Origin of the sequence: Streptomyces purpurogeneiscleroticus (assembly GCF_020024005.1) — a bacterium.
Lineage (GTDB): Bacteria > Actinomycetota > Actinomycetes > Streptomycetales > Streptomycetaceae > Streptomyces > Streptomyces purpurogeneiscleroticus.
This window is the reverse complement of sequence record NZ_NHSG01000404.1, coordinates 1-22,296: the sequence shown is the minus strand read 5'-3', so window position 1 is coordinate 22,296 and position 22,296 is coordinate 1. Positions and strand designations below refer to the sequence as shown.

The window sequence follows — 22,296 nt, the reverse complement described above, 5'->3', positions numbered from 1 at the left end:
TGGAGCGATCAGCCGAAGATGCCCGGGATCGTCTCCTCGTGCGCCGTGCGCAGCTCGCTCAGCGGGATGCTGAACTGGCCCTGCACGTCGAGGACATCGCCGTCGACAACGCCGATGCGGGTCACCGGGAGGCCGCGCGCACCGCACATGTCGGTGAAGCGGAGCTCCTCGCTACGCGGTACCGAGACGACCGCGCGGCCCGCGGACTCGGAGAACAGCGTGACGAAGGGGTCCTGGCCGTCGGGGATGACGACCCGGGCGCCCTTGCCGCCCTTGAGGCAGGACTCCACCAGGGCCTGGACCAGTCCGCCGTCGGACAGGTCGTGCGCCGCGTCGATCATGCCGTCGCGGGAGGCGGAGATCAGGATCTCGGCGAGCAGCCGCTCGCGCTCCAGGTCCACCTCCGGCGGCAGGCCGCCCAGGTGGTCGTGGATGACCTGCGCCCAGGCCGAGCCGCTCAGCTCGTCGCGGGTGTCGCCGAGCAGGTAGAGGAGCTGGCCCTCTTCCGCGAAGGCGACCGGCGTACGGCGGGCCACGTCGTCGATCACGCCGAGCACGGCGACGACCGGCGTCGGGTGGATGGCGGCCTCGCCCGTCTGGTTGTACAGCGAGACGTTGCCGCCGGTGACCGGCGTACCCAGCTGCTGGCAACCGTCCGCGAGACCGCGGATGGCCTCGGCGAACTGCCACATGACGGCCGGGTCCTCGGGCGAACCGAAGTTCAGGCAGTCCGAGACGGCGAGCGGCTTGGCGCCGGTGGCCGCCACGTTCCGGTACGACTCGGCGAGCGCGAGCTGCGCACCGTGGTACGGGTCCAGCTTCGCGAAGCGGCCGTTGCCGTCGGTGGCGATCGCCACGCCCAGCCCGGTCTCGGGGTCGATGCGGATCATCCCGGAGTCCTCCGGGCTGGCCAGCACCGTGTTGCCCTGCACGAAGTGGTCGTACTGGGAGGTGATCCAGGACTTGGACGCCTGGTTCGGCGAGGCGACCAGCCTGAGGACCTGCTCGCGCAGCTCGTCGCCGTTGGCCGGGCGGGCCAGCTTGGCGGCGTCGTCGGCCTGCAGGGTGTCCTGCCACTCGGGGCGGGCGTACGGGCGCTCGTACACCGGGCCCTCGTGGGCCACCGTGCGCGGGTCGACGTCGACGATCTTCTCGCCGTGCCAGAAGATCTCCAGCCGGTCGCCGTCGGTGACCTCACCGATGACGGTGGCCGTGACGTCCCACTTCTCGCAGATCTCCAGGAAGCGGTCGACCTTCTCCGGCTCCACGACCGCGCACATGCGCTCCTGCGACTCGCTCATGAGGATTTCCTCCGGCGAGAGCGTGGAGTCGCGCAGCGGTACGTCGTCCAGCTCGACGCGCATACCGCCGGAGCCGTTGGACGCCAGCTCGCTGGTGGCGCAAGAGATTCCGGCGGCACCCAGGTCCTGGATGCCGACGACCAGCTTCTCCTTGAATGCCTCCAGGGTGCACTCGATGAGCAGCTTCTCCTGGAAGGGGTCGCCGACCTGGACGGCGGGGCGCTTGGACGGCTTGCTGTCGTCGAAGGTCTCGGAGGCCAGGATCGAGGCGCCGCCGATGCCGTCGCCGCCCGTCCGGGCCCCGTACATGATGACCTTGTTGCCCGCGCCCGACGCCTTGGCGAGGTGGATGTCCTCGTGCCGCATGACGCCGATGGCACCGGCGTTGACCAGCGGGTTGCCCTGGTAGCAGGAGTCGAAGACGACCTCGCCGCCGATGTTCGGCAGGCCCAGGCAGTTGCCGTAGCCGCCGATGCCCGCGACGACGCCCGGGAGGACGCGCTTGGTGTCGGGGTGGTCGGCCGCGCCCATGCGCAGCGGGTCGACCACGGCGACCGGGCGGGCGCCCATCGCGATGATGTCGCGGACGATACCGCCGACGCCGGTCGCGGCGCCCTGGTACGGCTCGACGTACGAGGGGTGGTTGTGCGACTCGACCTTGAAGGTGACCGCGTAACCGTTGCCCACGTCGACGACGCCGGCGTTCTCGCCGATGCCGACGAGCAGCGCGTCGGTCTCCGGGGCCTTCTCGCCGAACTGCCGGAGGTGGACCTTGCTGCTCTTGTAGGAGCAGTGCTCGGACCACATGACCGAGTACATCGCGAGCTCGGCGCCGGTGGGACGGCGGCCGAGGATCTCGCGGACCCGCTCGTACTCCTCCTGCTTCAGGCCCAGTTCGGCCCAGGGCTGGTCGACGTCGGGCGTCCCGGCGGCGTGCTTGACCGTGTCCAGCGTCATGCGTTGACCAACTTCTTCAGGATCGAGGTGAAGAATCCGAGGCCGTCGGTACGGCCCGTACCGATCAGCGGCTCGACGGCGTGCTCGGGGTGCGGCATGAGGCCGACGACATTGCCGGCCGCATTGGTGATGCCGGCGATGTCCCGCAGCGAGCCATTGGGGTTGACGTCCAGGTACCGGAAGGCGACGCGGCCCTCCGCCTCCAGCTCGTCGAGGGTGCGCTCATCGGCGACGTAGCGGCCGTCGATGTTCTTCAGCGGGATGCTGATCTCCTGGCCGGCGGTGTAGTCCGCCGTCCACGCCGTACCGGCGTTCTCCACCCGCAGCTTCTGGTCGCGGCAGATGAAGTGGAGGTGGTTGTTCCGCAGCATCGCACCGGGCAGGAGGTGCGTCTCCGTGAGGACCTGGAAACCGTTGCAGATACCGAGGACCGGCATGCCCGCCTTGGCCTGCTCGATCACGGTGTCCATGACCGGCGAGAAGCGGGAGATGGCACCGGCGCGCAGGTAGTCGCCGTAGGAGAAGCCGCCGGGCAGCACCACGGCGTCGACCTGCTTGAGGTCCTTGTCCTTGTGCCACAGCGGCACGGCCTCGGCCCCGGCGAGCCGGACGGCGCGCTGGGTGTCGCGGTCGTCCAGCGTGCCGGGGAAGGTGATGACTCCGACCCGAGCACTCATGAGCCGGCCCCGGCAGGCTCGTCGACCCGTACGGCAAAGTCTTCGATGACGGTGTTGGCGAGGAAGGTCTCGGCCATCTCGCGGATGCGGTCGAGGGCGGCCTCGTCGACCGGGCCCTCCACCTCGAGTTCGAAACGCTTGCCCTGACGTACGTCGGAGATGCCCTCGAAGCCCAGACGCGGCAGTGCACGCTGCACCGCCTGTCCCTGCGGGTCGAGGATCTCGGGCTTGAGCATGACGTCGACTACGACGCGTGCCACTGGCACTCCCGGTTTTGTGTGGTGCGGCTGGGTTTATCCGGGGACACCCCGGACCCCGACTCGGTTCCTTCACAGTACCTTGCCGAAAAATCTACGCGCATAGATCTGTACTCGGCCGATCACGTACCGGTATCGGCGGTTGTGAACACCCGGGAAAAATCCTCGAAAAGATCGGCAGTCCCGATTGCGCGATGACACGCTGAGGAAATTAACTGGGCTTCACAATGCATTGCTCATCGCTGTACAAATGAAAAAGCATTGATCCCAGACATCCGGATCTGTGGCATCTCCCCATGTCAGCACGGAGATGCCACGCGAAAGGACCGATATCCGTGGCGCAGCGCGTAGTAGTCACGCTCTCCGATGACATCGACGGCGGAGAAGCCGCAGAGACGGTCGCCTTCGGATTGGACGGGAAGACGTACGAGATCGACGTCAATCCCGCCAATGCGAAGAAACTGCGCGAGGCGCTCGCTCCGTACGTCGAGGCCGGCCGCAAGCGCGCGAGGTCGGGCAAGGCGTACCGGCACACCCCGGTCGCGGCAGACCCTGCCGCCGTACGGGCCTGGGCCCGCTCCCACCACATGGAGGTGCCCCCGCGGGGCCGCATCCCGAAGAAGGTCTACGAGGCGTTCGAGGCCGCCAACAGCTGAGTCCGGTGCCGGCGGGCAGCCCCTGCCGGCAGCGGACTTGCGCTGCACCCCCATTGATCAGCTAAAGTCTGGAGCACGCCGAGGGGCGAGGCCGAAAGGCCGGGCCCCGAGGAGTCACGCGGGTGTAGCTCAGTAGTAGAGCGCCCCCTTTCCAAGGGGGAGGCGCAGTGTGCGATCCCTGTCACCCGCTCTGACAGTCTCGACCAGTCCTCCGGATCAGGTAGAGTAGCTGTCGCGCCGCTCGGTGAAAGCCGGACGGATGCATGCGGACGTAGCTCAGTTGGTAGAGCGCAACCTTGCCAAGGTTGAGGTCGCGAGTTCGAGCCTCGTCGTCCGCTCAGGGAAAGAAGGCCCCGGTCGCGATGACCGGGGCCTTCTGCTTTTCCCGCCTGCGCGATCTTTTATTTGATCTGTGGCCGTGGCCACATTCCGTTCCCGTCGCCCGCAGGACGGCACAAGCACCCCGCGCGGTTGGCTATAGTGGTTCCCGCACCGCGCGCTTCGGCGCCGGGCAGGCGGACGTAGCTCAGTTGGTAGAGCGCAACCTTGCCAAGGTTGAGGTCGCGAGTTCGAGCCTCGTCGTCCGCTCCGTACGGGAAAGGCCCCGGTCATCGCGACCGGGGCCTTTTCTCGTGTGCGGGCCTGCCCTCAGGACCACTTGTGGCCGGTGAGCCGCTCGTACGCCTCGATGTACTTCGCGCGGGTCTGCTCCACGATTTCCGCCGACAGCGGGGGCGGCGGCTGCTCGCTCGTGCGGTCCCAGCCGGAGGCCGGCGAGGTCAGCCAGTCGCGGACGAACTGCTTGTCGAAGGACGGCTGGGCACGGCCCGGCTGCCACTGGTCGGCCGGCCAGAAGCGCGAGGAGTCCGGCGTCAGCACCTCGTCGGCGAGGGTCAGCGTCCGTGTGCCGTCCTCGTTCGTCGCGTAACCGAACTCGAACTTGGTGTCCGCCAGGATGATCCCGCGCTCGCGGGCGATGTCCCGGGCCCGGCTGTACACCGCGAGAGTCGCCTGGCGCAGCTGTGCCGCGGTCTCCGCGCCGGCCTGGCGGGCGACCTCTTCGTACGAGACGTTCTCGTCGTGCTCGCCGACCTCGGCCTTGGTGGCCGGGGTGAAGATCGGCGCGGGCAGCTCGGAGCCGTCCTCCAGGCCCTCCGGGAGCGCGAGGCCGCAGACCGTACGGGTCTCCTCGTACTCCTTAAGGCCCGAGCCGGTGAGGTAGCCGCGGGCCACGCACTCGACCGGGACCATCTGGAGGGACTTGCAGACCAGGGTGCGGCCCGCCCAGTCGGCGGGGGCGCCGGCCGGGACCTCGGTGGAGAGCACGTGGTTGGGCGCCAGATCGGCGAGCTGGTCGAACCACCACAGCGAGAGCTGAGTCAGGACCCGGCCCTTGTCGGGGATCTCGGTGGGCAGCACCCAGTCGTACGCGGAAGTGCGGTCGCTGGCGACCATGATCAGGTCGCCGTCGGTGTTCTCGTAGAGGTCGCGCACCTTGCCGGTGTGGAGATGGACCAGGCCCGGCACCTCCACGGGTTCGGGCTTTTCAACGAATCCGGACACGCTGCCTCCGCGTAGGTTGATCCAGGAGTCGTTCCGATTCTCGCGCATGCGGGCGCCCGGCAGCGCTTCAGGGTGGGCTGATGCGGCGCACGGCAGGCGCCGCACGCCCTCCGCCGCCTCGTGTGGGTGCGGTGCGCGCCGGGGCGCGCAGCGTGCCTCGGGTCTCAGTCGCGTTTGCAGATGCGGTCGAGAAGATTGGCAGTGGCCCGCTGAATTCTCTCGTCGATGTGGCCGGGCCGGTCCAGCGCCGGCGACCAGGCGAAGGTGCCGGCGGCGAAGACCAGGGCGCCGCTGGGAGCCCGGTACAGGGACGTCTCCTGGTGCCGCCGGACGCCGTCCCCGTCACGGTACGGGGAGTGGGCCAGCAGCACCCTGCTGACGTGCTCGGGCAGGCTCGTGCGCGGGAAGTACCGGTCGGCCTCCCCGGCGACCAGCCCCGGCAGCTCGTCCCCTTCGTGCGCGCCGGTGGCCTCCCACAGCCAGTGCTCGCCGTTGCGGACGACCAGCGGCGCGGGCTCGGGCACCCGGCCCGCGTACTGGATGCCCATTAACTGCTGTTCGGGATGGCCGAGCTCGCGCCAGAGCGCCGGGCGGCCGGGCCCCTGGCGCTTGCGGCAGGTCAGCAGGGAGTCCGGGCCCGAGGGTGACGGGGACATCTCCACCTGCCAGTACATGGTGTTGGCGGAGAGGAAGACCAGCGACGTGCCCGTGTCACGGGCACGCTCGGCGGTCCGGCGCATGGGCACCGACCAGTACTCGTCGTGGCCGGGGAAGACCAGGCCGCGGTAGCGCGTCGGGTCGACGCGCCCCGCGTGCAGGTCACGCGCGTCGGCATAGGCGAGGTCGTAGCCGTACCGTTCCGCCCAGCGGATGAAGTCGTACGCGTGGCCGACGTGCAGCGGCAGGCCCGCGCCCGCGAACGGGCGGTCGAAGGAGAGCGTGACGGCCGCGTCCGCCTCGCCCAGCAGCGCGCCGTCCTCGTCCCACGCGTGGTACAGGCTGGCGCCCGTCCGGCCGTCCTCGGGATAGAGGTTGTACGCCTGCCACGTGACGTCCGGGAGCAGCAGGAGCAGGTCGGCGGGGCGGTCGTCGCGGACGGTGAAGGGGATGTGGCTGCGGTAGCCGTCCTCGGTGGTCAGCACGGCGACGTACGCGCCGACGTTCCAGTACTCGGGGATCTGCAGCCGCCAGGAGAGCCACCAGTGGTGGCAGGAGACCGTGCGGTCGGCGGTGAGCGGGGGCGGCTGGACGATGCCGGAGAGCCGGGGGCTTGTAGTGATCTTGGAGGCGCCGGCCGCCGCGTAGTGGCCGATGCGGTAGACGTCGATGCTGAACGGCTGCGGCGGGTCGACGGTGATCCGGAAGTCGATGGCCTCGCCGGGGGCCACAGCGCCGGTCGCGGCGAAGCCCTTGATCTGGCGGTGCACGTCGTCGGCGGTGCGTGGGCCCGCGCAGGAGCGGGGCAGCGGGACGGTCGCCTCTCCATGGGTGAGGACCGGATCGACGTACCAGGGGACGACCCGGCCGGAGTCGAAGTAGTTCTCGCTGCCGCGCAGCCAAGGAAGCGGTCCCTGGCCGAACGGGTCCGTCACGGCATGCGCGAGCGCCCCGGACTCCCAGCGCCGGATCTGCTGTGTGCCCACACTCCCACTCCCCTCCCTCGCCCCAGCGGTCGGTACGCCGTCGGGCTCCTGATCCGCGAGTTCGTTCGTACGAGAAGCGGCGAGTACCCCCAGCACATCACATTACGCACTTGGACCGTCACCCTTCGTCGTGAATTTACGGGCGGAAACGGCCGAAAGGTGAACTGGGGCAGAACACCCAGCCGGGGTTACCGGACAGATTGGGCGTCCGATCCGGCGGAGCCGAACGGGCGTGAGCTGCGCGCACCGTGGCGGCGTGCGGACGCACAGGGCCACTCCCCCGGTGAGAGGGCAGTGGCCGGGAGACGACGGTCCGGACGTCGTGTCCCGGGCGGGCGGAAGCGGGGCCCGTCGTCAGACGAGACGCACGGGCTTGTCGGGGCGTACGCCCAGCTCACCGAGCCAGTCACGGAGCGGCCCGGCGTCGCCGTCGTCCACGAGGCCGCGGACCACGTGGCCCACGTCGGTCCGGCGGGCCCCGCCGACCAGCAGCGCGGGCCCGTCCAGCCAGTCCAGCCCCGGAGCGGCACCCGCGGTGTCCACGGCGGCGCAGCAGACCATCGCCGTGACGTGGTCGGCGAGCAGCTCGCGGCCCGTGCGGGGCGCTTGCAGCGGGAACAGCGGGACGCCGCCGTCGACCAGTCCGTCGCCCCACGGCACACCGGGGGCCGTCGTCCCGGCGGCCTCGGGACCGGCCGTGCGGGCGGCGGCCCGGCGGTCGGCGGTGGCCCGCTCCTCCCGCTCCAGCTCGGTCACCAGACGCGCGGCGATCCGGTCGCTCGCCCCGGAGCCCCCCGCCAGCCGCTCGATGATCCGCGCCAGCGTGGGCCCGGCGACGGCGGAGTCGGCACCGCTCCTGGGGGGCACGGCATCGGCCCCGGGCGGCACGTCACCGGGGCCTGGAGGGACCGCACCGGCCAGCCGGACCCGGCCGGCGAGGCGCTCGCCCATGGGCTCCGTGGTGCTCGCGGACTCCTGCACGCCCACCGGCTCCCTCGTGCTCACCGGCTCCGGGCTGGCCACGGGGTCCGGCCTGTCCACCGGTTCCGACCTGTCCATGGGGTCTGCCGTGGCCGGCGGTGCCTCCGGCCGTCCCGGCCGGTCCGGCCGTGCCGCTCCGTCACTCCCGTCCGTACTGCCCGGGAGCGCGAGCGCGGGGAGGTCGTCCAGTACGCGGTGCAGGCGGGCGGCCTCCAGCCGCCACTTGCGGTCGACGACCTCCTCCGGATAGCGGTCCCAGGCCACCGGCGACCAGTCGGGGCCGCTCTCGGCGGGACCGCCATGGAAGAGCCGGGCGGCCAGCAGGGAGGCGGCGCGGTCGATGGCGCCGGGCTCCTCCAGCAGGTCACAGGCCGGGCGCTCGCCCAGCCGCGAGGTGAAGCCCTCGGCGAGGCGGTCGCGGCGGGAGAGCTCGGTGAGCGCGGAGACCACGCCGGCGTCCAGCCGGGCGGGCCAGCGGCCCATCCGCCAGGCCGGCAGCGCGACCCGGGTCAGCAGCCGGTCCCAGCCCGCGTACGCCAGGCCCACCTGCTCCTGCGCGACGATCCGCAGGCCGTAGTCCACGCCCTGGGCGCGCTCGGAGGCCGCGGCCGCGACGCCGCGCTCCATCTGCGCGGCGTGCTCGCCGCAGCCGCGCAGCAGCAGCCGTGCCACCCGGCCCACGAAGCGCAGTGGTATTCCGCGCAGCGTGCCCCGGGCGCGGGCGGCGACCGCCACGGCGGCGTCCAGGCCGCGGACGAAGCGGCGCGCTGCCGCTATGTCGGGGTGCGCCGAGGGGCCCGTACCGGCGACGACCGGGGCCAGCAGGGCGCGCAGCTCGGCGACCCGCATCCACCACAGGAACGGGGAGCCGATGACCAGGACGGGCGCCGGCGCCTGCCGGCCCGCCTCGGCCGCGGCGCCCCGGGACTCGGCCGCGGCGCGGCCGGACGCCGGGCCGCCGCCGGGCGGTGAGTGCGCCCGGTGCGTACGGTCCTCCAGCCAGCTGTCGCAGTCCGGAGTGAGCGCTATCGCGGAGGGCGCGGGGACCTCCAGCCGGTCGGCGAGATCGCGCACCAGCCGGTACAGATCGGGCGCGGACTCCTCGGCGACCGGGACGGTGGGACTGAGCGCGGGCCTGGCCCGGGCGACCACCGCGGCGACCAGCGCCGCCAGCAGCAGCGCCACCACCGCGAACCCCGCCACGATCCAGCGGGCGAGGGCCCAGCCCCCGGAATCCCAGGAGCCGAGCCCGCCGGTCGCTGCCCCGGCGAAGAGCACCACGGCCAGCGCGGCCGGCAGCATGGCCGCGCCCAGCGCCGCGCCGCGGATCCGCAGCACCGCGAGCGCCCGGGCGCGCGCTGCTTGTTCGCCTGCCTCCGGACCTGCCACGAGCCTGTACACCCCCTGCTGTCCTGCTTGAACGGGACGGAGAGACGGGACGGAAGAGACCGGGCAATGCGCCCTCGGCCGCTTGCGGCCGTCGGCGCGCTGCTCACTCCCCACCACTCTGGCACCGGCCACTGACATCGCAATGCCGGTGAGCCACTTGCCGGACGTCTCGGGGCAGCCGGCCCGGGAACCGGAAAGGCCACCGGAACGGGCACCACTGGACGCTTGCGCGGAACCCTAGTTGGGGCACCGTCGCACGTCAGCCGTTAACCGGTTTGGTCACTCGATGGAATGGCTTTGGGTAAAGCAAGGAACCGGCCACGCCGAGCGGCCGGTTCCTCAAGCAGGGGGCCGGCCTCTCGACGGAGGCGGGCCCGGGGGCAGTACGACGCTCAGCCGGCCTGCTCCGCGGTCCCGGCGTCCGCGGCGGCCTTGGCGGCGATGTCCGTCCGGTGGTGGGACCCCTCCAGGGAGATCCGGCCGACGGCGGCGTAGGCACGGTCCCTGGCGGTGGCCAGGTCGTTCCCGGTGGCGGTGACGGACAGCACCCGGCCGCCGGCGCTGAGCACCTGACCGTCGGCGTCGTACCGAGTCCCGGCGTGCAGGACGTACGCGTCCGGGGCGTCCTGCGCGGCCACCGCGTCCAGGCCGGTGATCGGGTCGCCCGTGCGCGGCGCGTCCGGATAGTTGTGCGAGGCGATGACGACCGTGACGGCCGCGCCGTCGCTCCAGCGCAGCGGCGGGAGGGCGGCGAGGTTGCCGGTGGCCGAGGCCATCAGCAGGCCCGCGAGCGGGGTCTTCAGGCGGGCGAGTACGACCTGGGTCTCCGGGTCGCCGAAGCGCGCGTTGAACTCGATCACGCGGACGCCGCGCGAGGTGATCGCCAGGCCCGCGTACAGCAGCCCGGAGAACGGCGTCCCGCGGCGCCGCAGCTCGTCCACGGTCGGCTGCAGCACGGACTGCACGACCTCGTCGACCAGCTTCGGGTCGGCCCACGGCAGCGGGCTGTACGCACCCATGCCGCCGGTGTTCGGGCCCGCGTCGCCGTCGAGCGCGCGCTTGAAGTCCTGGGCGGGCTGGAGCGGCACGACGGTCTCGCCGTCGGTGATCGCGAAGAGCGAGACCTCGGGGCCGTCGAGGAACTCCTCGATCACCACGCGGTCGCAGGCCAGGGCGTGCGCCCGGGCCGTCTCGACGTCGTCCGTCACGACGACGCCCTTGCCGGCCGCGAGACCGTCGTCCTTGACCACGTACGGGGCACCGAACGCGTCCAGGGCCTCGTCGATCTCGGCGGGGGTGGTGCACACGTAGCTGCGGGCGGTCGGCACGCCGGCGGCCGCCATGACGTCCTTGGCGAACGCCTTGGAGCCCTCCAGCTGCGCGGCCTCCGCCGAGGGGCCGAAGACCGGGATGCCGCGGGCGCGCACGGCGTCGGCGACACCGGCCACCAGCGGCGCCTCCGGGCCGACGACGACCAGCTCCGCCCGCAGGCTCACGGCCAGCTCGGCCACGGCCGCGCCGTCGAGGGCGTCCACCGGGTGGAGCTCGGCCACCTCGGCGATGCCGGCGTTGCCGGGAGCGCAGTGCAGCGCGGTGACGTCGGGGTCGAGGGACAGAGAGCGGCACAGGGCATGTTCGCGGGCGCCGCCGCCGATGACGAGGACCTTCACAGGAGCAGCCTAGTCGCCCTGGGGGGCGGCACGCGGTGGCGCCCCTGCGGCGGCCGGCGCCGAGAAGGATGTACCAGCGGCTGAACGACGCGAAAACGTCCCAGCGGTTCCGCCAACCTGTGTACCTAGGTGGGAGTCATGAGGTGTAGCAACTCTTTCGAGTGAGGGCGGGAACTGGCCTATACCTGATCCCGCGCCACTTCCGGGCGGAAATAGCTGGATTCTGGCGGCAACGCCAGCCGTTCGGCGGTAGGAAGGGTGTCTGCGCGCCACGGCCGACTCATTCGCATCGCGCGCACCGCACGTATCTTCAACAGGGAGTGCACGGGTGAGCCAGCCGGAGATGCAGCCCGAGAGGCCGCCCGAGGGGCCTCCTCGGGCTGATGGCGAGGACGCACAAGGGCGGGATCGCGGTGATCTAGCCGGCCGTGCCTTTCCGCTCGGTGACTGGGGAGAGCCGGCCGAGCGCCTGGACGAGCTGTACCAATGGGCCGAAACCGGCGCGCTGCACGTCATCGACTGGTATCTCGCGGACCGCGTCGCCAAGCGGCGCACCGCACGGATACTGCGGGCCGGCGCCGCCGCCGGTGCCTCGGCGGGGGCGCTGCTGCCCCTGCTGGGCGTCAGCGGCGCCCTGGACCGCGGCGCGGAGTACGGCTATCTGGCGCTGCTGCTCGCCGCCGTCTGTGTGGGCTGCGACCGGTTCTTCGGCGTGACGGCGGGCTGGATGCGGGACGTGGCCACCGCGCAGGCCGTACAGCGGCGGCTGGAGGCGCTGCAGTTCGACTGGGCGTCGGAGAGCGTCCGGGAGGTGCTCGGTCCGACGGAGGGCACCGCCTCCGAAGCGGCCGAGCGCTGCCTGACCGTACTGCGGCGCTTCCACGAGGACATCGCGGAGCTCGTACGCTCCGAGACCGCCGACTGGATGACGCAGTTCCGTACCGGCCCGGTGCCCACGAGCAGCCAGCCGGCACCGGCCCCCTGGGGCCCGCCGCGCCAGGAGACCGCGCCGGACCGCGCGGGCCGGATCGTGCTCCCCCCGGGCACCCGCCCGAACATGCCCCGGCAGCGACCGCCGGAACCGCCGCGGTGAGGGAGCGCCCGGTCAGCTGAAGACGATCATCGACCCCTGGCCGAGGCTGCGGGTGGCCGCCGCGTGCAGCCCGAGCCACACATGGCGCTCCCGTGCGAACGGGCTGTCGTCGGCCCCCGTCGTCCCCGCCCGCTCCTCCAGCGTCGTGGGCCCTTCCGGCGGTGCCGGCGTGGCGGGCGGGTTGGCCGGGTCGATGCCGATGGCCGGCGCGACCACTTCGAGCTCCCGCAGCAGCCCGTGCGAGGACCCCAACGGCCCGCCGCCTGCGAGCAGTTCGTCGTTGGCGAGCGGGTGCGGGAAGTCCACCGGTACGTACGCGCCCGCGTGGTCGTAGTGCCACACCAGGTGCGATTCCTGGGCCGTACTCTCGAACATCTCCAGCAACTGCTCGTAGTCGCTGCCCAGTTCGTCCACCGGTGACACGGCGAGCCCGCAGACCTGGAGGAGGTACGCGCGGCGCAGGAAGTGCAGCGCGTCGTAGTCGAAGCCGGCGACCGGCGCGACGTCCCCCGACAGACCCGGCATGTAGTTGAAGATCGGCACGGGCGGCAGTCCCGCGTCGTTCAGCGCTTTGTCGTAGGCGGCGAGCTCTTCGGAGAAGGGGTTGTCGGGGCTGTGGCACAGCACGTCGACCAGGGGGACCAGCCAGAGGTCACACGCCACAAGTTCTCGCTTCCGTTCGTTTCCGTTCGGTTCGGTTTCCGTTCGGTTCGGTTCCGGCGGACCAGGCGATCGAAGACCAAACAATCGACTGCGATCGACAAAGCCGATGGTCGGGACAGCGTAGTGCTAGGCGAGGTTCTCCACGAGGGCGAGGGAGTGGGCGTTGTACTCGCGCACCAGACGCTGCGCGGTGACCAGGTCGCGGTGGACGACCGCCGCCGCCAACTCCTGGTGCCCCTGCCACAGATGCTCGCGCAGGTCGGCCTTGTCGCGCAGCATCGGCACGGCGAACACCCAGCCCTGTATCCGCATACGGTCCAGGAAATCCGCGATGTACGAGTTGCCCACCAGATTGCCGAACTCGCGCCAGAACCGCAGGTCGTAGCCGATCAGTACGTCCAGGTCGCCGCAGCGCGCGTAACGCTCCGCCTCCTCGGCGCGGCGCCTGAGGGAGACGAGCATGTCGGAGGTGACGCTGCGGGCCAGCTCCTCCGCGCTCGTCCGGAACACGCCCTCCACGACGAGCGTGCGCGCCTCGACCATGGCGCGGTAATCGGCCGCCGTGAACGTATGGACGCAGAAACCGCGGTGCTGCTCCACGTCCAGGAGGCCCTGCGCCGCGAGATCGAGCAGCGCCTCGCGTACGGGGGTCGCGGAGACGCCGTACTGCTCGGCGATCTCCTTGACGGTGAACTGGCGCCCCGCGGGCAGCCGTCCGGCCAGCACCTCGTCGCGCAGCGCGTCCGCGATCTGCTGACGCAGGGTGCTGCGCTGGATGACTCCGCTGACCGGCCCGGCGGGCATCGTGTCCGTCTCCTTCCGCGACCGCACGGCAGGAACGCGGCCCTCGCCCTCACGATAGGCGAGCGCCGCACGAGACGGATGAGGCAGTGGGTACGAAAGGGCGAGTGGAGGGGGTTTGTGCTGGTGAACGGCAGATGGGGACCGATGCCTGCCGGTGCCTCGCGCGCGGGGGGCACCGGCAGACATCGGGCCGGTACGCGCCGGTCTCAGACCGTGTACGCGTCTGCCATGGTCAGGGCCTCGTCGAGGGCTGCCAGGCCCTCCTTCGCCTCCGTCTCGGTGATCGTGCACGGCGGGACGACGTGCGTACGGTTCATGTTCAGGAACGGCCACAGGCCCCGCTCCTTGCACGCCGCCGCGAACTTCGCCATCGGGGCGTTGTCCGCGCCCGACGCGTTGTACGGCACCAGCGGCTCGTGCGTCTCACGGTTCTTGACCAGCTCGAGCGCCCAGAAGACACCCATGCCGCGCACCTCGCCCACCGACGGGTGGCGCTCGGCGATGTCCCGCAGCGCCGGCCCGATGACCTTCTCGCCGATCTCGGCCGCGTTCTCCACGATCCGCTCCTCCGCCATCGCGTTGATCGTCGCGACCGCGGAGGCGCAGGCCAGCGGGTGGCCGGAGTACGTCAGGCCGCCCGGGTAGGGGCGCCGGTCGAAGGTCGCGGCGATCTCCGCCGAGATCGCGACGCCGCCCAGCGGCACATAACCGCTGTTCACGCCCTTGGCGAAGGTCACCAGGTCGGGCACGACGTCGAAGTGGTCGAGCGCGAACCAGCGGCCCGTCCGCCCGAAGCCCGCCATGACCTCGTCCAGGATGAAGACGATGCCGTACCGGTCACAGATCTCGCGGACGCCGGCGAGGTAACCGGGCGGCGGGACCATGATGCCGGCGGTGCCCGGAATGGTCTCCAGGATGATCGCGGCGATCGACTGCGGGCCCTCGTAGGCGATGGTGTCCTCGAGGTGGCGCAGCGCGCGCTCGCACTCCTGCTGCTCGCTCTCCGCGTGGAACGGCGAGCGGTACAGGTACGGGCCCCAGAAGTGCACCACGCCGGCCGACGCGGTGTCCGAGGGCCAGCGGCGCGGGTCACCGGTGAGGTTGATCGCGGCGGCGGTGGCGCCGTGGTACGAGCGGTACGTGGAGAGCACCTTGGACCGGCCGGTGTGCAGCCGGGCCATGCGCACGGCGTTCTCCACCGCCTCGGCGCCGCCGTTGGTGAAGAAGATCTTGTCCAGGTCACCGGGCGTGCGCTCGGCGATCAGCCGCGCGGCCTCGGACCGCACGTCCACGGCGAAGCCCGGCGCCAGGGTGCAGAGCTTGCCGGCCTGCTCCTGGATCGCGGCGACGACCTTCGGGTGCTGGTGGCCGATGTTGGTGTTGACCAGCTGCGAGGTGAAGTCGAGGTAGCGGTTGCCGTCGTAGTCCCACATGTACGAGCCCTCGGCGCCCGCGATCGGCAGCGGGTCTATCAGGCCCTGTGCCGACCAGGAGTGGAAGACGTGGGCACGGTCGGCGGCCTTCACGGCCGCGCCGGCGGCGGGGTCTGGTTGCGTCGTGGTCACGGTCACTACCTCGGATCGCTCTGGGCCGCCAGGAAATCAGGAACGCGAGAACGCTGAACTGCGAGAACGCGGGAACGCGGGGCGGCGGACGCTCTCAGCCTAAGGATCACCGGGACCACGTCGGTACCGACAGTGTGTATGGCACTCACCACGCGCTCTGACAGGTTGTCGATCGTCAGTCGTGAAGATCAAGATCGGCAGCCGCCGGTCCCGGGGGTCGCCTTCGGGCGCGTACGGGCGGTCGCTGTCACCCGTCACCCGTCGGTCGTCGGCTCCGGCTCAGTCGTCATCGTCGTCATCGTCGTGGTCGATGTCGTGGTCGGCTATGGGCTCGGCCTTGGGGCGGCCGTCGTCGCACCGGACCGCGTACGTGCGGTCGTCGCCGTCGTCCAGCGGCTCGAACTCGATCGTCGCGACGTCCGAAGGGCCTCGCTTCACGGAGTCCATGTGATAGCCCGACGCCGGGCTCCACACCGTGAGGTACACCGTGCCGTCGGGGCGGCACTCGGCAGTGGCGCTGCCCCCTGTGACATTCACGGTCCCCACCCGCGCTGCGGACGGCGTGGCGCCGTCGGAGGGCGTGCCGGACCCGCTGGAATCAGGGGCGCCGGACTCGGAGGCACCGCTGCCCGGGTCCGAGGAGCCGGAAGGCTGCGCGGACGTACGCGCGGCCGCGAGCTTCTGCCGCACCCCGTCGTCGTCGAGCGGCTCGGCCCGGCTGTTCCGCACCCCCATGTCGGTATGGGCCAGCGACCACGCGCCCAGCCCGCCCGCTCCCGCGAACGCGCAGACCCATACGGCGGTCACCACCGCAGCTCGCCACTTCATCGCGCGCCCCTCCTTTCCCTGCCTCATCGATGCCCCGTCCCGGCCTCGGTCTTTTCTCACTCTGCCCGCTCGATCCGGCCCACGTCGGTTTTCCACAGGCCGGATGTCACGGCCCGCCGCGATCACCGGCCTCGATCGGGTGAGCCGGTTGTCCACAGCGCCTCGTCCGCGGCTTCCGCGCCACGGCGAGGGGGCGCGGACCAGGCACGATCCAGACTCCCGCACCGTTCCCTAACGTCCGGTTAAAGCGGTCCCAAAGCCTCCGGCCAACCCACCCGGAAGGAATCATTGCTGGTTACCGTGGCGACATGTCCCACCTGCTCGTCGTCGAGGACGACCCCCAGCTGCGCAGTGCGCTCGTGCGGGCGCTGCGTGACCGCGGCCATGCCGTGGCCACCGCCGCGACCGGGATGTCCGGCCTCGACGCTGCCGTGACCGACCGCCCCGACCTCGTCGTCCTGGACCTCGGCCTGCCCGACGTGGACGGCGCGCAGGTCCTGCGGATGCTGCGGGCGGTCAGCGACGTACCGATCATCGTCGCCACCGCGCGCGACGAAGAGGGCGACATGGTCGCGGTGCTCGACGACGGGGCGGACGACTACATCGTCAAGCCGTTCGGCGCCGCGCAGCTCGACGCGCGGATCAAGGCCGTACTGCGCCGGCTGGGCACCGCGGAGCCGGAGGCGCCGCTCCGGGTGGGCGGGCTGGTCCTGGACTCGGCGGCGCGCGAGGTCGTGCTGGACGGCGCGCCGCTGGATCTCACGCCCCGCGAGTTCGACCTGCTGCTGTACCTCGCCCGCCGCGCCGGCCAGGTGGTCTCGCGCCGGGAACTGCTCGCCGAGGTGTGGCAGCAGCCGCTCGGCGGCGCGGACAAGACCGTGGACGTCCATCTGTCCTGGCTGCGCCGCAAACTCGGCGAGACGGCCCAGAAGCCCCGGTATCTCCATACAGTCCGCACCGTGGGCGTGAAGCTCGCCGCCCCGGAGGAGGAGGGCACCGCCGAGGACGAAGGCGGCACGAGTGATGCCGGTGGTGCCCGTGCCGGTGAGTCCCAGAATGCCGGTGGGTCTCAGGTTGCTGATCGGGCCGGCGGGGCCAGTGGTCCGCGGATTCCGGAGTAGTTCTGATGCGTCTCCGGATTCTCCTGGTCACGGCCGTGACCACCGCCCTCGTGCTCGCCACGCTTCTGGTGCCGCTCGCCCTGCTCACCCGTAGTCACGCCGCGGACCGGGCCACCGCGGACGCCACCGCCCGCGCCCAGTCGCTGGCCGCGGGCATCGGTACCGCACTGGCGCACCCCGGCCCCGGGGGCAGCCGGGCCACGGCCGCGTCGCTCGTGACGGCCGCCAACGGCCCGGATCTCCCCCGTACCTCGGTGATCCTCGCCGACGGGACCGTGCTGGGCCCGCCGGCGCATGTCACAGACGCCGTGCGCCTGGCGCGTTACGGGCGTGCGTTCGCGTACGCGCCCCCAGAGGGCGGCCAGACCGTGCTGGTCCCCGTACAAGGCACCTCGGGCGGCACCGCCGTCGTCCATGTCGCGCTGACGGACGCGCAGCTGTACGCGGGGACCCTCCCGTCATGGCTGGCGTTCGCCGGGCTCGGCGCCGGGCTGGTCCTCCTCGGCCTGCTGGTCGCCGACCGGCTGGGCGCGCGCCTGGTCGGCTCGACACAGCGGCTCGCGAAGGTCGCCGACCGGCTGGCGGCCGGCGACCTGACCGCACGCGCCGAGCCGGACGGACCACCGGAGCTGCGTCTGGTGGCCGGCCAGCTGAACCACCTCGCCGGCCGTATCGAGGGGTTCCTCACCGCCGAACGGGAGAACGCGGCGGATCTCGCGCACCGCCTCCGCACCCCGGTCGCTGCGCTCCGCCTCGATGCGGAGGGGCTGCGCGACCCGGCCGAGGCGGAGCGGATCGCGGCGGACGTGGCGGCGCTGGAGCGCAGCGTGGACGAGGTCATCCGTACGGCGCGCAAGCCACTGCGGGACGCCACGGGGCTCACCGGCGCGGGCGGTCCGTCCTGTGGCGGGGCCGGTGAACCGTCGGCCGATCTGGCCGCGGTGGCCCACGAACGGGCGGACTTCTGGCGTCCGTTGGCCGAGGACCAGGGGCGCACGCTGGACTTTCACGCCCCTGATGCGCCGGTGTACGTACGGGCGGACGAGGCGGAGCTGGCAGCGGCGGTCGACGCCCTCATCGGCAACGTCTTCGACCACACGCCGGAGGGCGTGGGCATGCGCCTGTCCGTATCGGCCGCGGCCGGGCAGGAGCCCGGGGGCAGTACCGCGGACGGGGCCGACCGCGGCGGCGGGCTGCTGGTCATGGAGGACGACGGGCCAGGCTTCCCGGAAGGGCACGTCCCGCAGCGGGGCAAGAGCGGCGGTGGCTCCACCGGTCTCGGCCTGGACATCGTCCGCCGTGTCGCGGAGGAGTCCGGCGGCCGCACGGAGCTGACCGCCGCGCGGCGGACGAGCGGCGCGGACGACACCCCGGGTGCCGGCCGGGGCGCCCGCGTGGAGGCGCATCTCGGGGGGCCATCGGCGTAGCCGGGTACGGGGTGGTGCACGCCGCCAGTGCGCGGCGCCGGCGGCCCGACGGCCGTTCCGCCGCCCCCTCAGGCCGCGTACGGCTCGGTCGGCGTGAAGACCCGCCGGGTGGCGCGGCGCCAGGTGTTCGCGGTGAGGTCGGGACGGAGGGCCGAGAGCGCGCCGCAGTACTTGGTGAATTCGGCCGGGCGGACGCCGTAACCGTGCAGCAGACGGTCGGCCTCGGTCAGATGTCCGTCCGTCTTGGACTCGACGAGCACCAGACCCGCGTCGGCACGGACCGAGCGCCCGGTACGCGGATCGCGGCAGACCATGCCCGCGTCGCAGGTGATGCGCTGGCCGTCCGCCACGAAGGTCGCGCGCTGGTAGTCGGTGACGAGCGAGGTGGCGAGGTCCGTGGGGGCCGCCATGTCGTACGTACGGCGCAGGACGGAGGCGAGGAAGTCGCGCGGGGCCCGGTCCAGCGCGGTGTCGCCGGGCAGCATCGGCTGCCGGAATTTCACGGTCTCCCCGCGCCCGCTCTTGAGCTTGATCTCGAACTGGCGCTCGCCGGTGTCCTCGTACAGCCGCTCCCGGATCTTGTAGCGGAGCCGCCGCCCCTGCCGGTGGTCGTGGAAGGCACGCAGGTCGGGCGTGTCGTAGTACACCGATTTGTACCGGAACCAGCGGCGGCCGTTGATGCACAGGGACTTGAACGGTCCGCCGGGGCGCTTCGGGTCGGTCAGCCGGGCCGCGAACTCGGCGAAGATCTCGATCGGTACGAGGTAGCTGTTGTCGTGGCGGGCCAGCAGCTCGGCGCGGGCCTGCACCTCGGCGAGGGTGATGGGATGCGCGGCCAGTGCGGCGCGCCCGATGGCACGTACGGCGGGGTTCACACGGTCTCCTTCGAGGCGTCGGCGGTACGTCCGGAGGGGAGGTCGGTGGTGCGGTCGGCGCGGCGCGGTTCGGTGGTGTCCACGAACGCCTTGTGGGAAGTGCTGTGGGACGTCCTGTGGGATGTCTCGTGAGGCGTACGAGCGGCGACGACGGAACGTTCCATCTCGCGGTAGCGGACGTCCACGACCGTCACGTCCCGGACGAAGTCCACCTGCTTGACGGTCCAGTCGAGCGGCTCGCCCACCCGGCGGGCCAGATCGGCGCGGAGGGCGGCCGGATCCGCGTGCACGGTGTCGAGCGTGACGACCGTGCGCCGGCTGCGGGTGAGCAGTTTGGGGTGGTCGGCGCACCAGATGACGAAGAGCAGCAGCACGGCGAAGAGCGCGGCGAAGCCCAGCTCCAGCTGCGGCAGCCCGCACAGCAGGCCCAGAACGAGGGTGGTGAAGTAGTACGCCACCTCCTCGTGCTGGATGGAATCCGACCGCAGCCGGATGATCGAGAGCACGCCGAACAGGCCGAAGGCCAGCGCCGTACCGCCGCTCCCGTTGACTCTCGCGAGCGCCGCGACGACCGAGAAGAGGGCGACGTTGAGCGCGAGGTAGGCGGGCACGAGGTCCCGGCGCCGGTGCCGCGGGTAGTAGACGGCGAATGTCAGCGCGCACACCGCGGCCAGGTCGAGCCCCAGATGGGCGGCCAGCTGTCCGAAAGTGATCATTGCTTTCCCTGTCCGGTCACGGTGGCCGACCTGCCCGGTGGCCACGCTTCCTGCGGTTCGCTCCCCTGGCGTGCCGCGCTGCCCGACGGCACCCCGCTGGCCCGGCTGACCATTCCCGGTACGCACGACACCTGTGCCACCGACCCGATGAACGGCACGGAGTGGTCGCACACCCAGAACATGGGCATCCCGGAGCAACTGCGGCGCGGAATCCGGTTCTTCGACATCCGCTGCGGAGCGCCGCCCTCGGACGTGCCCGACGAACTCGGCATCTACCACGCGTCGTACTACCAGGACATCACCTTCAACACCGTCCTCGATCAGTGCCGCGACTTCCTGCGGGCCTCCCCGGGCGAAACCGTGCTGATGCGCGTCAAGAACGAGCACGGGCTGACCGATGCGCAGCTCAGTGCCAAATTCGGCGAATACCTGGGGCCCAAGGGCTACGGGGATCTCTTCCTCATCGAGCCCGCCCTTCCGGCGCTCGGCGCGGCGCGCGGCAAGGTCGTCCTCATCACGCAGTTCGCCTCCGGACTGCGCGCACCGGCCTGGCCCGCGGGCGACAACGGCACCTTCTCCAACGAGTGGTTCGAGCTGCAGGACCACTACGCGACGTCCGTCGACATCAAACGGCAGGACATCCTGCGGCACTTCGACGCCGCGACGGCTCATCAGGACTCCGGCCGGCTCTACCTCAACTTCGCCAGCCTCGCTCCGGACGCCGCCAACGGCTTCCGCTGGCCCAAGCACCTCGCCGACGCGGTCATGCCGACCGTCCTGGACCACCTCGAAGGCCACCCGCAGCCCGGTGTCCACCTCGGGGTCGTGGTCATGGACTTCCCCGAATTCCACGCCCCTGCCACCGAATTGCTCATCGCCCGCAATTTCCCCGTGAGTGCGACTGCCTGACAGACGAACCCGCCGGACCGATCGTTCCCGCCTCGTGACGCCCCGGCTGCCACCGTACGATCCCCCGCGGCCTACGCTCGGCTGACGATGCCGGAACGGCACGAGACGCGTCGGCAACGGCAGAGGGAACGGGGAGGGTGCCGCGCATGGACGGCCTCAAGGGACTGACCGCCGAGGATCCGAGGACGATCGGCGACTACCGCCTGCTCGGCCGGCTGGGCACCGGCGGCATGGGGCGGGTCTACCTCGCGCGTTCCGAAGGCGGGCGGACCGTGGCCGTGAAGCTGGTCAAGGTCGAGCTGGCGGCCGAGCAGGAGTTCCGGGACCGGTTCCGGGCCGAGGTCGCGGCGGCGCGCCGGGTGGGCGGCCGGTGGACCGCGCCCGTACTGGACGCCGACACCGAGGCGCAGGTGCCGTGGGTGGCCACCGGGTACATCGCGGGCCCGTCGCTGAGCGAGGTCGTGGAGGGCACGTACGGGCCGCTTCCGGAGTACTCGGTCAAGCGGCTCGCCTACGGCCTGTCCAGCGCGCTGCTCGACATCCACGGTGTCGGCCTGGTGCACCGCGACCTCAAGCCGTCCAACGTCCTGCTGACCATCGACGGCCCGCGCGTGATCGACTTCGGCATCGCGCGGGCGCTGGACGCGGTGAGCGAGCAGACCCAGACCCAGGCGGGCATGGTCGTCGGCTCGCCGAGCTTCATGTCGCCCGAGCAGGTGCGCGGCGAGCGGATCACGCCGGCCAGCGACGTCTTCTGCCTGGGCTCGGTGCTCGCGTACGCGGCCTCCGGGCGGATGCCCTTCGGATCGCTCGTCTCGGGTGTGCACTCCGTGATGTTCCGCGTCGCCGAGTCCGACCCCGACCTGGACGGCGTACCGGAGTCCTTGCGGGAGCTGATCGGCGGCTGCCTCTCGAAGAGCGCGGCGGAGCGGCCGGCCCCGGAAGAGCTCATCTCCGTGATCGGGCCGGTGAGCAGCGGCGAAGCGGCCGCGCCCTGGCTGCCGGCCGAGCTCATCGCCCGGCTGGGGCAGCACGCCGTACAGCTGCTGGACACGGACACGCCGCCCTCGGGGCAGCGGGCGCGTCCGGGGCACGCGGAACCGCCCACCACGGTCCTGCCTGTGGGGCCGGGACCAGGGCCGGGGCACGGACCGGGAGCCAGTACGGGCTCCGGACCGGAAGCGAGTACCGGTTCCGGCAG

At 71.7% G+C, this 22,296-nt stretch carries 18 protein-coding genes, 3 tRNA genes and 1 pseudogene; 9 read left to right on the top strand and 13 right to left on the bottom strand.

The window, feature by feature from the left end:
* Positions 1-8 precede the first annotated feature (8 nt).
* The 3 genes from purL to purS are packed head-to-tail and all read right to left on the bottom strand — an operon-like array spanning position 9 to position 3,201.
* Positions 9-2,258, bottom strand: coding sequence for a phosphoribosylformylglycinamidine synthase subunit PurL (gene purL / locus CCS38_RS29835; protein ID WP_223736451.1), 2,250 nt, complete (start codon positions 2,256-2,258; stop codon positions 9-11).
* Positions 2,255-2,935 carry a phosphoribosylformylglycinamidine synthase subunit PurQ gene (gene purQ / locus CCS38_RS29830; RefSeq protein WP_223736450.1) on the bottom strand — a complete coding sequence of 227 codons (681 nt, stop codon included), beginning with the start codon at positions 2,933-2,935 and terminating at the stop codon, positions 2,255-2,257. Before purQ ends, purL begins: the two co-directional genes overlap by 4 nt.
* A complete protein-coding gene (gene purS, locus CCS38_RS29825; RefSeq protein ID WP_223736449.1) occupies positions 2,932-3,201 on the bottom strand; it encodes a phosphoribosylformylglycinamidine synthase subunit PurS in 270 nt (89 codons plus the stop codon). The genes purQ and purS overlap by 4 nt, the downstream gene beginning before the upstream one ends.
* Before the next feature lie 326 nt (positions 3,202-3,527).
* Between purS and CCS38_RS29820 the strand changes: the two genes are divergently transcribed.
* The 4 genes from CCS38_RS29820 (at position 3,528) to CCS38_RS29805 (ending at position 4,436) form a co-directional block, all read left to right on the top strand.
* Positions 3,528-3,848, top strand: coding sequence for a histone-like nucleoid-structuring protein Lsr2 (locus tag CCS38_RS29820; protein WP_223736448.1), 321 nt, complete (start codon positions 3,528-3,530; stop codon positions 3,846-3,848).
* Between the two features lie 118 nt (positions 3,849-3,966).
* Positions 3,967-4,038 (top strand) — tRNA-Gly (locus CCS38_RS29815).
* 75 nt (positions 4,039-4,113) lie between these two features.
* Positions 4,114-4,186: transfer RNA gene (locus CCS38_RS29810), tRNA-Gly, on the top strand.
* A 177-nt stretch (positions 4,187-4,363) separates the two neighbouring features.
* Positions 4,364-4,436, top strand: a tRNA-Gly gene (locus tag CCS38_RS29805).
* 60 nt (positions 4,437-4,496) lie between these two features.
* Here CCS38_RS29805 and CCS38_RS29800 read toward each other — a convergent pair.
* From CCS38_RS29800 to purD, 4 genes are all read right to left on the bottom strand, one after another.
* Positions 4,497-5,411 carry a phosphoribosylaminoimidazolesuccinocarboxamide synthase gene (locus CCS38_RS29800; RefSeq protein ID WP_223736447.1) on the bottom strand — a complete coding sequence of 305 codons (915 nt, stop codon included), beginning with the start codon at positions 5,409-5,411 and terminating at the stop codon, positions 4,497-4,499.
* Positions 5,412-5,575: 164 nt separating this feature from the next.
* Complete coding sequence (locus CCS38_RS29795) at positions 5,576-7,054, bottom strand: N,N-dimethylformamidase beta subunit family domain-containing protein (protein ID WP_223736446.1); 1,479 nt, start codon at positions 7,052-7,054, stop codon at positions 5,576-5,578.
* Between the two features lie 354 nt (positions 7,055-7,408).
* Complete coding sequence (locus CCS38_RS29785) at positions 7,409-9,337, bottom strand: hypothetical protein (RefSeq protein ID WP_223736456.1); 1,929 nt, start codon at positions 9,335-9,337, stop codon at positions 7,409-7,411.
* A gap of 479 nt (positions 9,338-9,816) precedes the next feature.
* Positions 9,817-11,094 (bottom strand): phosphoribosylamine--glycine ligase, encoded by a 1,278-nt coding sequence (purD, locus tag CCS38_RS29780; protein WP_223736445.1) that lies wholly within the window; start codon positions 11,092-11,094, stop codon positions 9,817-9,819.
* Positions 11,095-11,422: 328 nt separating this feature from the next.
* On the opposite strand from purD, the gene CCS38_RS29775 reads away from it, so the two are divergent.
* Entirely contained in the window at positions 11,423-12,187 is a 765-nt protein-coding gene (locus tag CCS38_RS29775) for an SLATT domain-containing protein (protein ID WP_223736444.1), read from the top strand.
* A 12-nt stretch (positions 12,188-12,199) separates the two neighbouring features.
* On the opposite strand, the gene CCS38_RS29770 is transcribed toward CCS38_RS29775, so the two are convergent.
* From CCS38_RS29770 to CCS38_RS29755, 4 genes are all read right to left on the bottom strand, one after another.
* A complete protein-coding gene (locus CCS38_RS29770) occupies positions 12,200-12,850 on the bottom strand; it encodes a putative DNA-mimic protein (protein ID WP_223736443.1) in 651 nt (216 codons plus the stop codon).
* 126 nt (positions 12,851-12,976) lie between these two features.
* Positions 12,977-13,654 carry a GntR family transcriptional regulator gene (locus CCS38_RS29765; RefSeq protein WP_223736442.1) on the bottom strand — a complete coding sequence of 226 codons (678 nt, stop codon included), beginning with the start codon at positions 13,652-13,654 and terminating at the stop codon, positions 12,977-12,979.
* A 206-nt stretch (positions 13,655-13,860) separates the two neighbouring features.
* Complete coding sequence (locus tag CCS38_RS29760) at positions 13,861-15,219, bottom strand: aspartate aminotransferase family protein (RefSeq protein WP_223736441.1); 1,359 nt, start codon at positions 15,217-15,219, stop codon at positions 13,861-13,863.
* Between the two features lie 279 nt (positions 15,220-15,498).
* Entirely contained in the window at positions 15,499-16,047 is a 549-nt protein-coding gene (locus CCS38_RS29755; RefSeq protein WP_223736440.1) for a hypothetical protein, read from the bottom strand.
* Positions 16,048-16,355: 308 nt separating this feature from the next.
* On the opposite strand from CCS38_RS29755, the pseudogene CCS38_RS29750 reads away from it, so the two are divergent.
* Positions 16,356-17,033: pseudogene (locus CCS38_RS29750) on the top strand (response regulator transcription factor); the annotation flags it as partial.
* Positions 17,034-17,173: 140 nt separating this feature from the next.
* Complete coding sequence (locus CCS38_RS29745; protein ID WP_223736438.1) at positions 17,174-18,595, top strand: sensor histidine kinase; 1,422 nt, start codon at positions 17,174-17,176, stop codon at positions 18,593-18,595.
* A 68-nt stretch (positions 18,596-18,663) separates the two neighbouring features.
* Here CCS38_RS29745 and CCS38_RS29740 read toward each other — a convergent pair whose 3' ends face one another.
* Positions 18,664-19,470 carry a polyphosphate polymerase domain-containing protein gene (locus CCS38_RS29740; protein WP_223736437.1) on the bottom strand — a complete coding sequence of 269 codons (807 nt, stop codon included), beginning with the start codon at positions 19,468-19,470 and terminating at the stop codon, positions 18,664-18,666.
* On the bottom strand, positions 19,467-20,186 hold the full coding sequence (locus tag CCS38_RS29735; protein WP_223736436.1) for a DUF4956 domain-containing protein: 720 nt from the start codon (positions 20,184-20,186) through the stop codon (positions 19,467-19,469). The genes CCS38_RS29740 and CCS38_RS29735 overlap by 4 nt, the downstream gene beginning before the upstream one ends.
* Positions 20,187-20,207: 21 nt before the next feature.
* Here CCS38_RS29735 and CCS38_RS29730 point away from each other — a divergent pair, with 21 nt between their 5' ends.
* Both CCS38_RS29730 and CCS38_RS29725 read left to right on the top strand, forming a co-directional pair.
* Positions 20,208-21,095: a phosphatidylinositol-specific phospholipase C gene (locus CCS38_RS29730; RefSeq protein WP_223736435.1), complete on the top strand. Its 888-nt coding sequence runs from the start codon at positions 20,208-20,210 to the stop codon at positions 21,093-21,095.
* 146 nt (positions 21,096-21,241) lie between these two features.
* Positions 21,242-22,296 (top strand): serine/threonine-protein kinase (locus CCS38_RS29725; protein WP_223736434.1); only part of this gene is annotated, 1,055 nt, incomplete at its 3' end.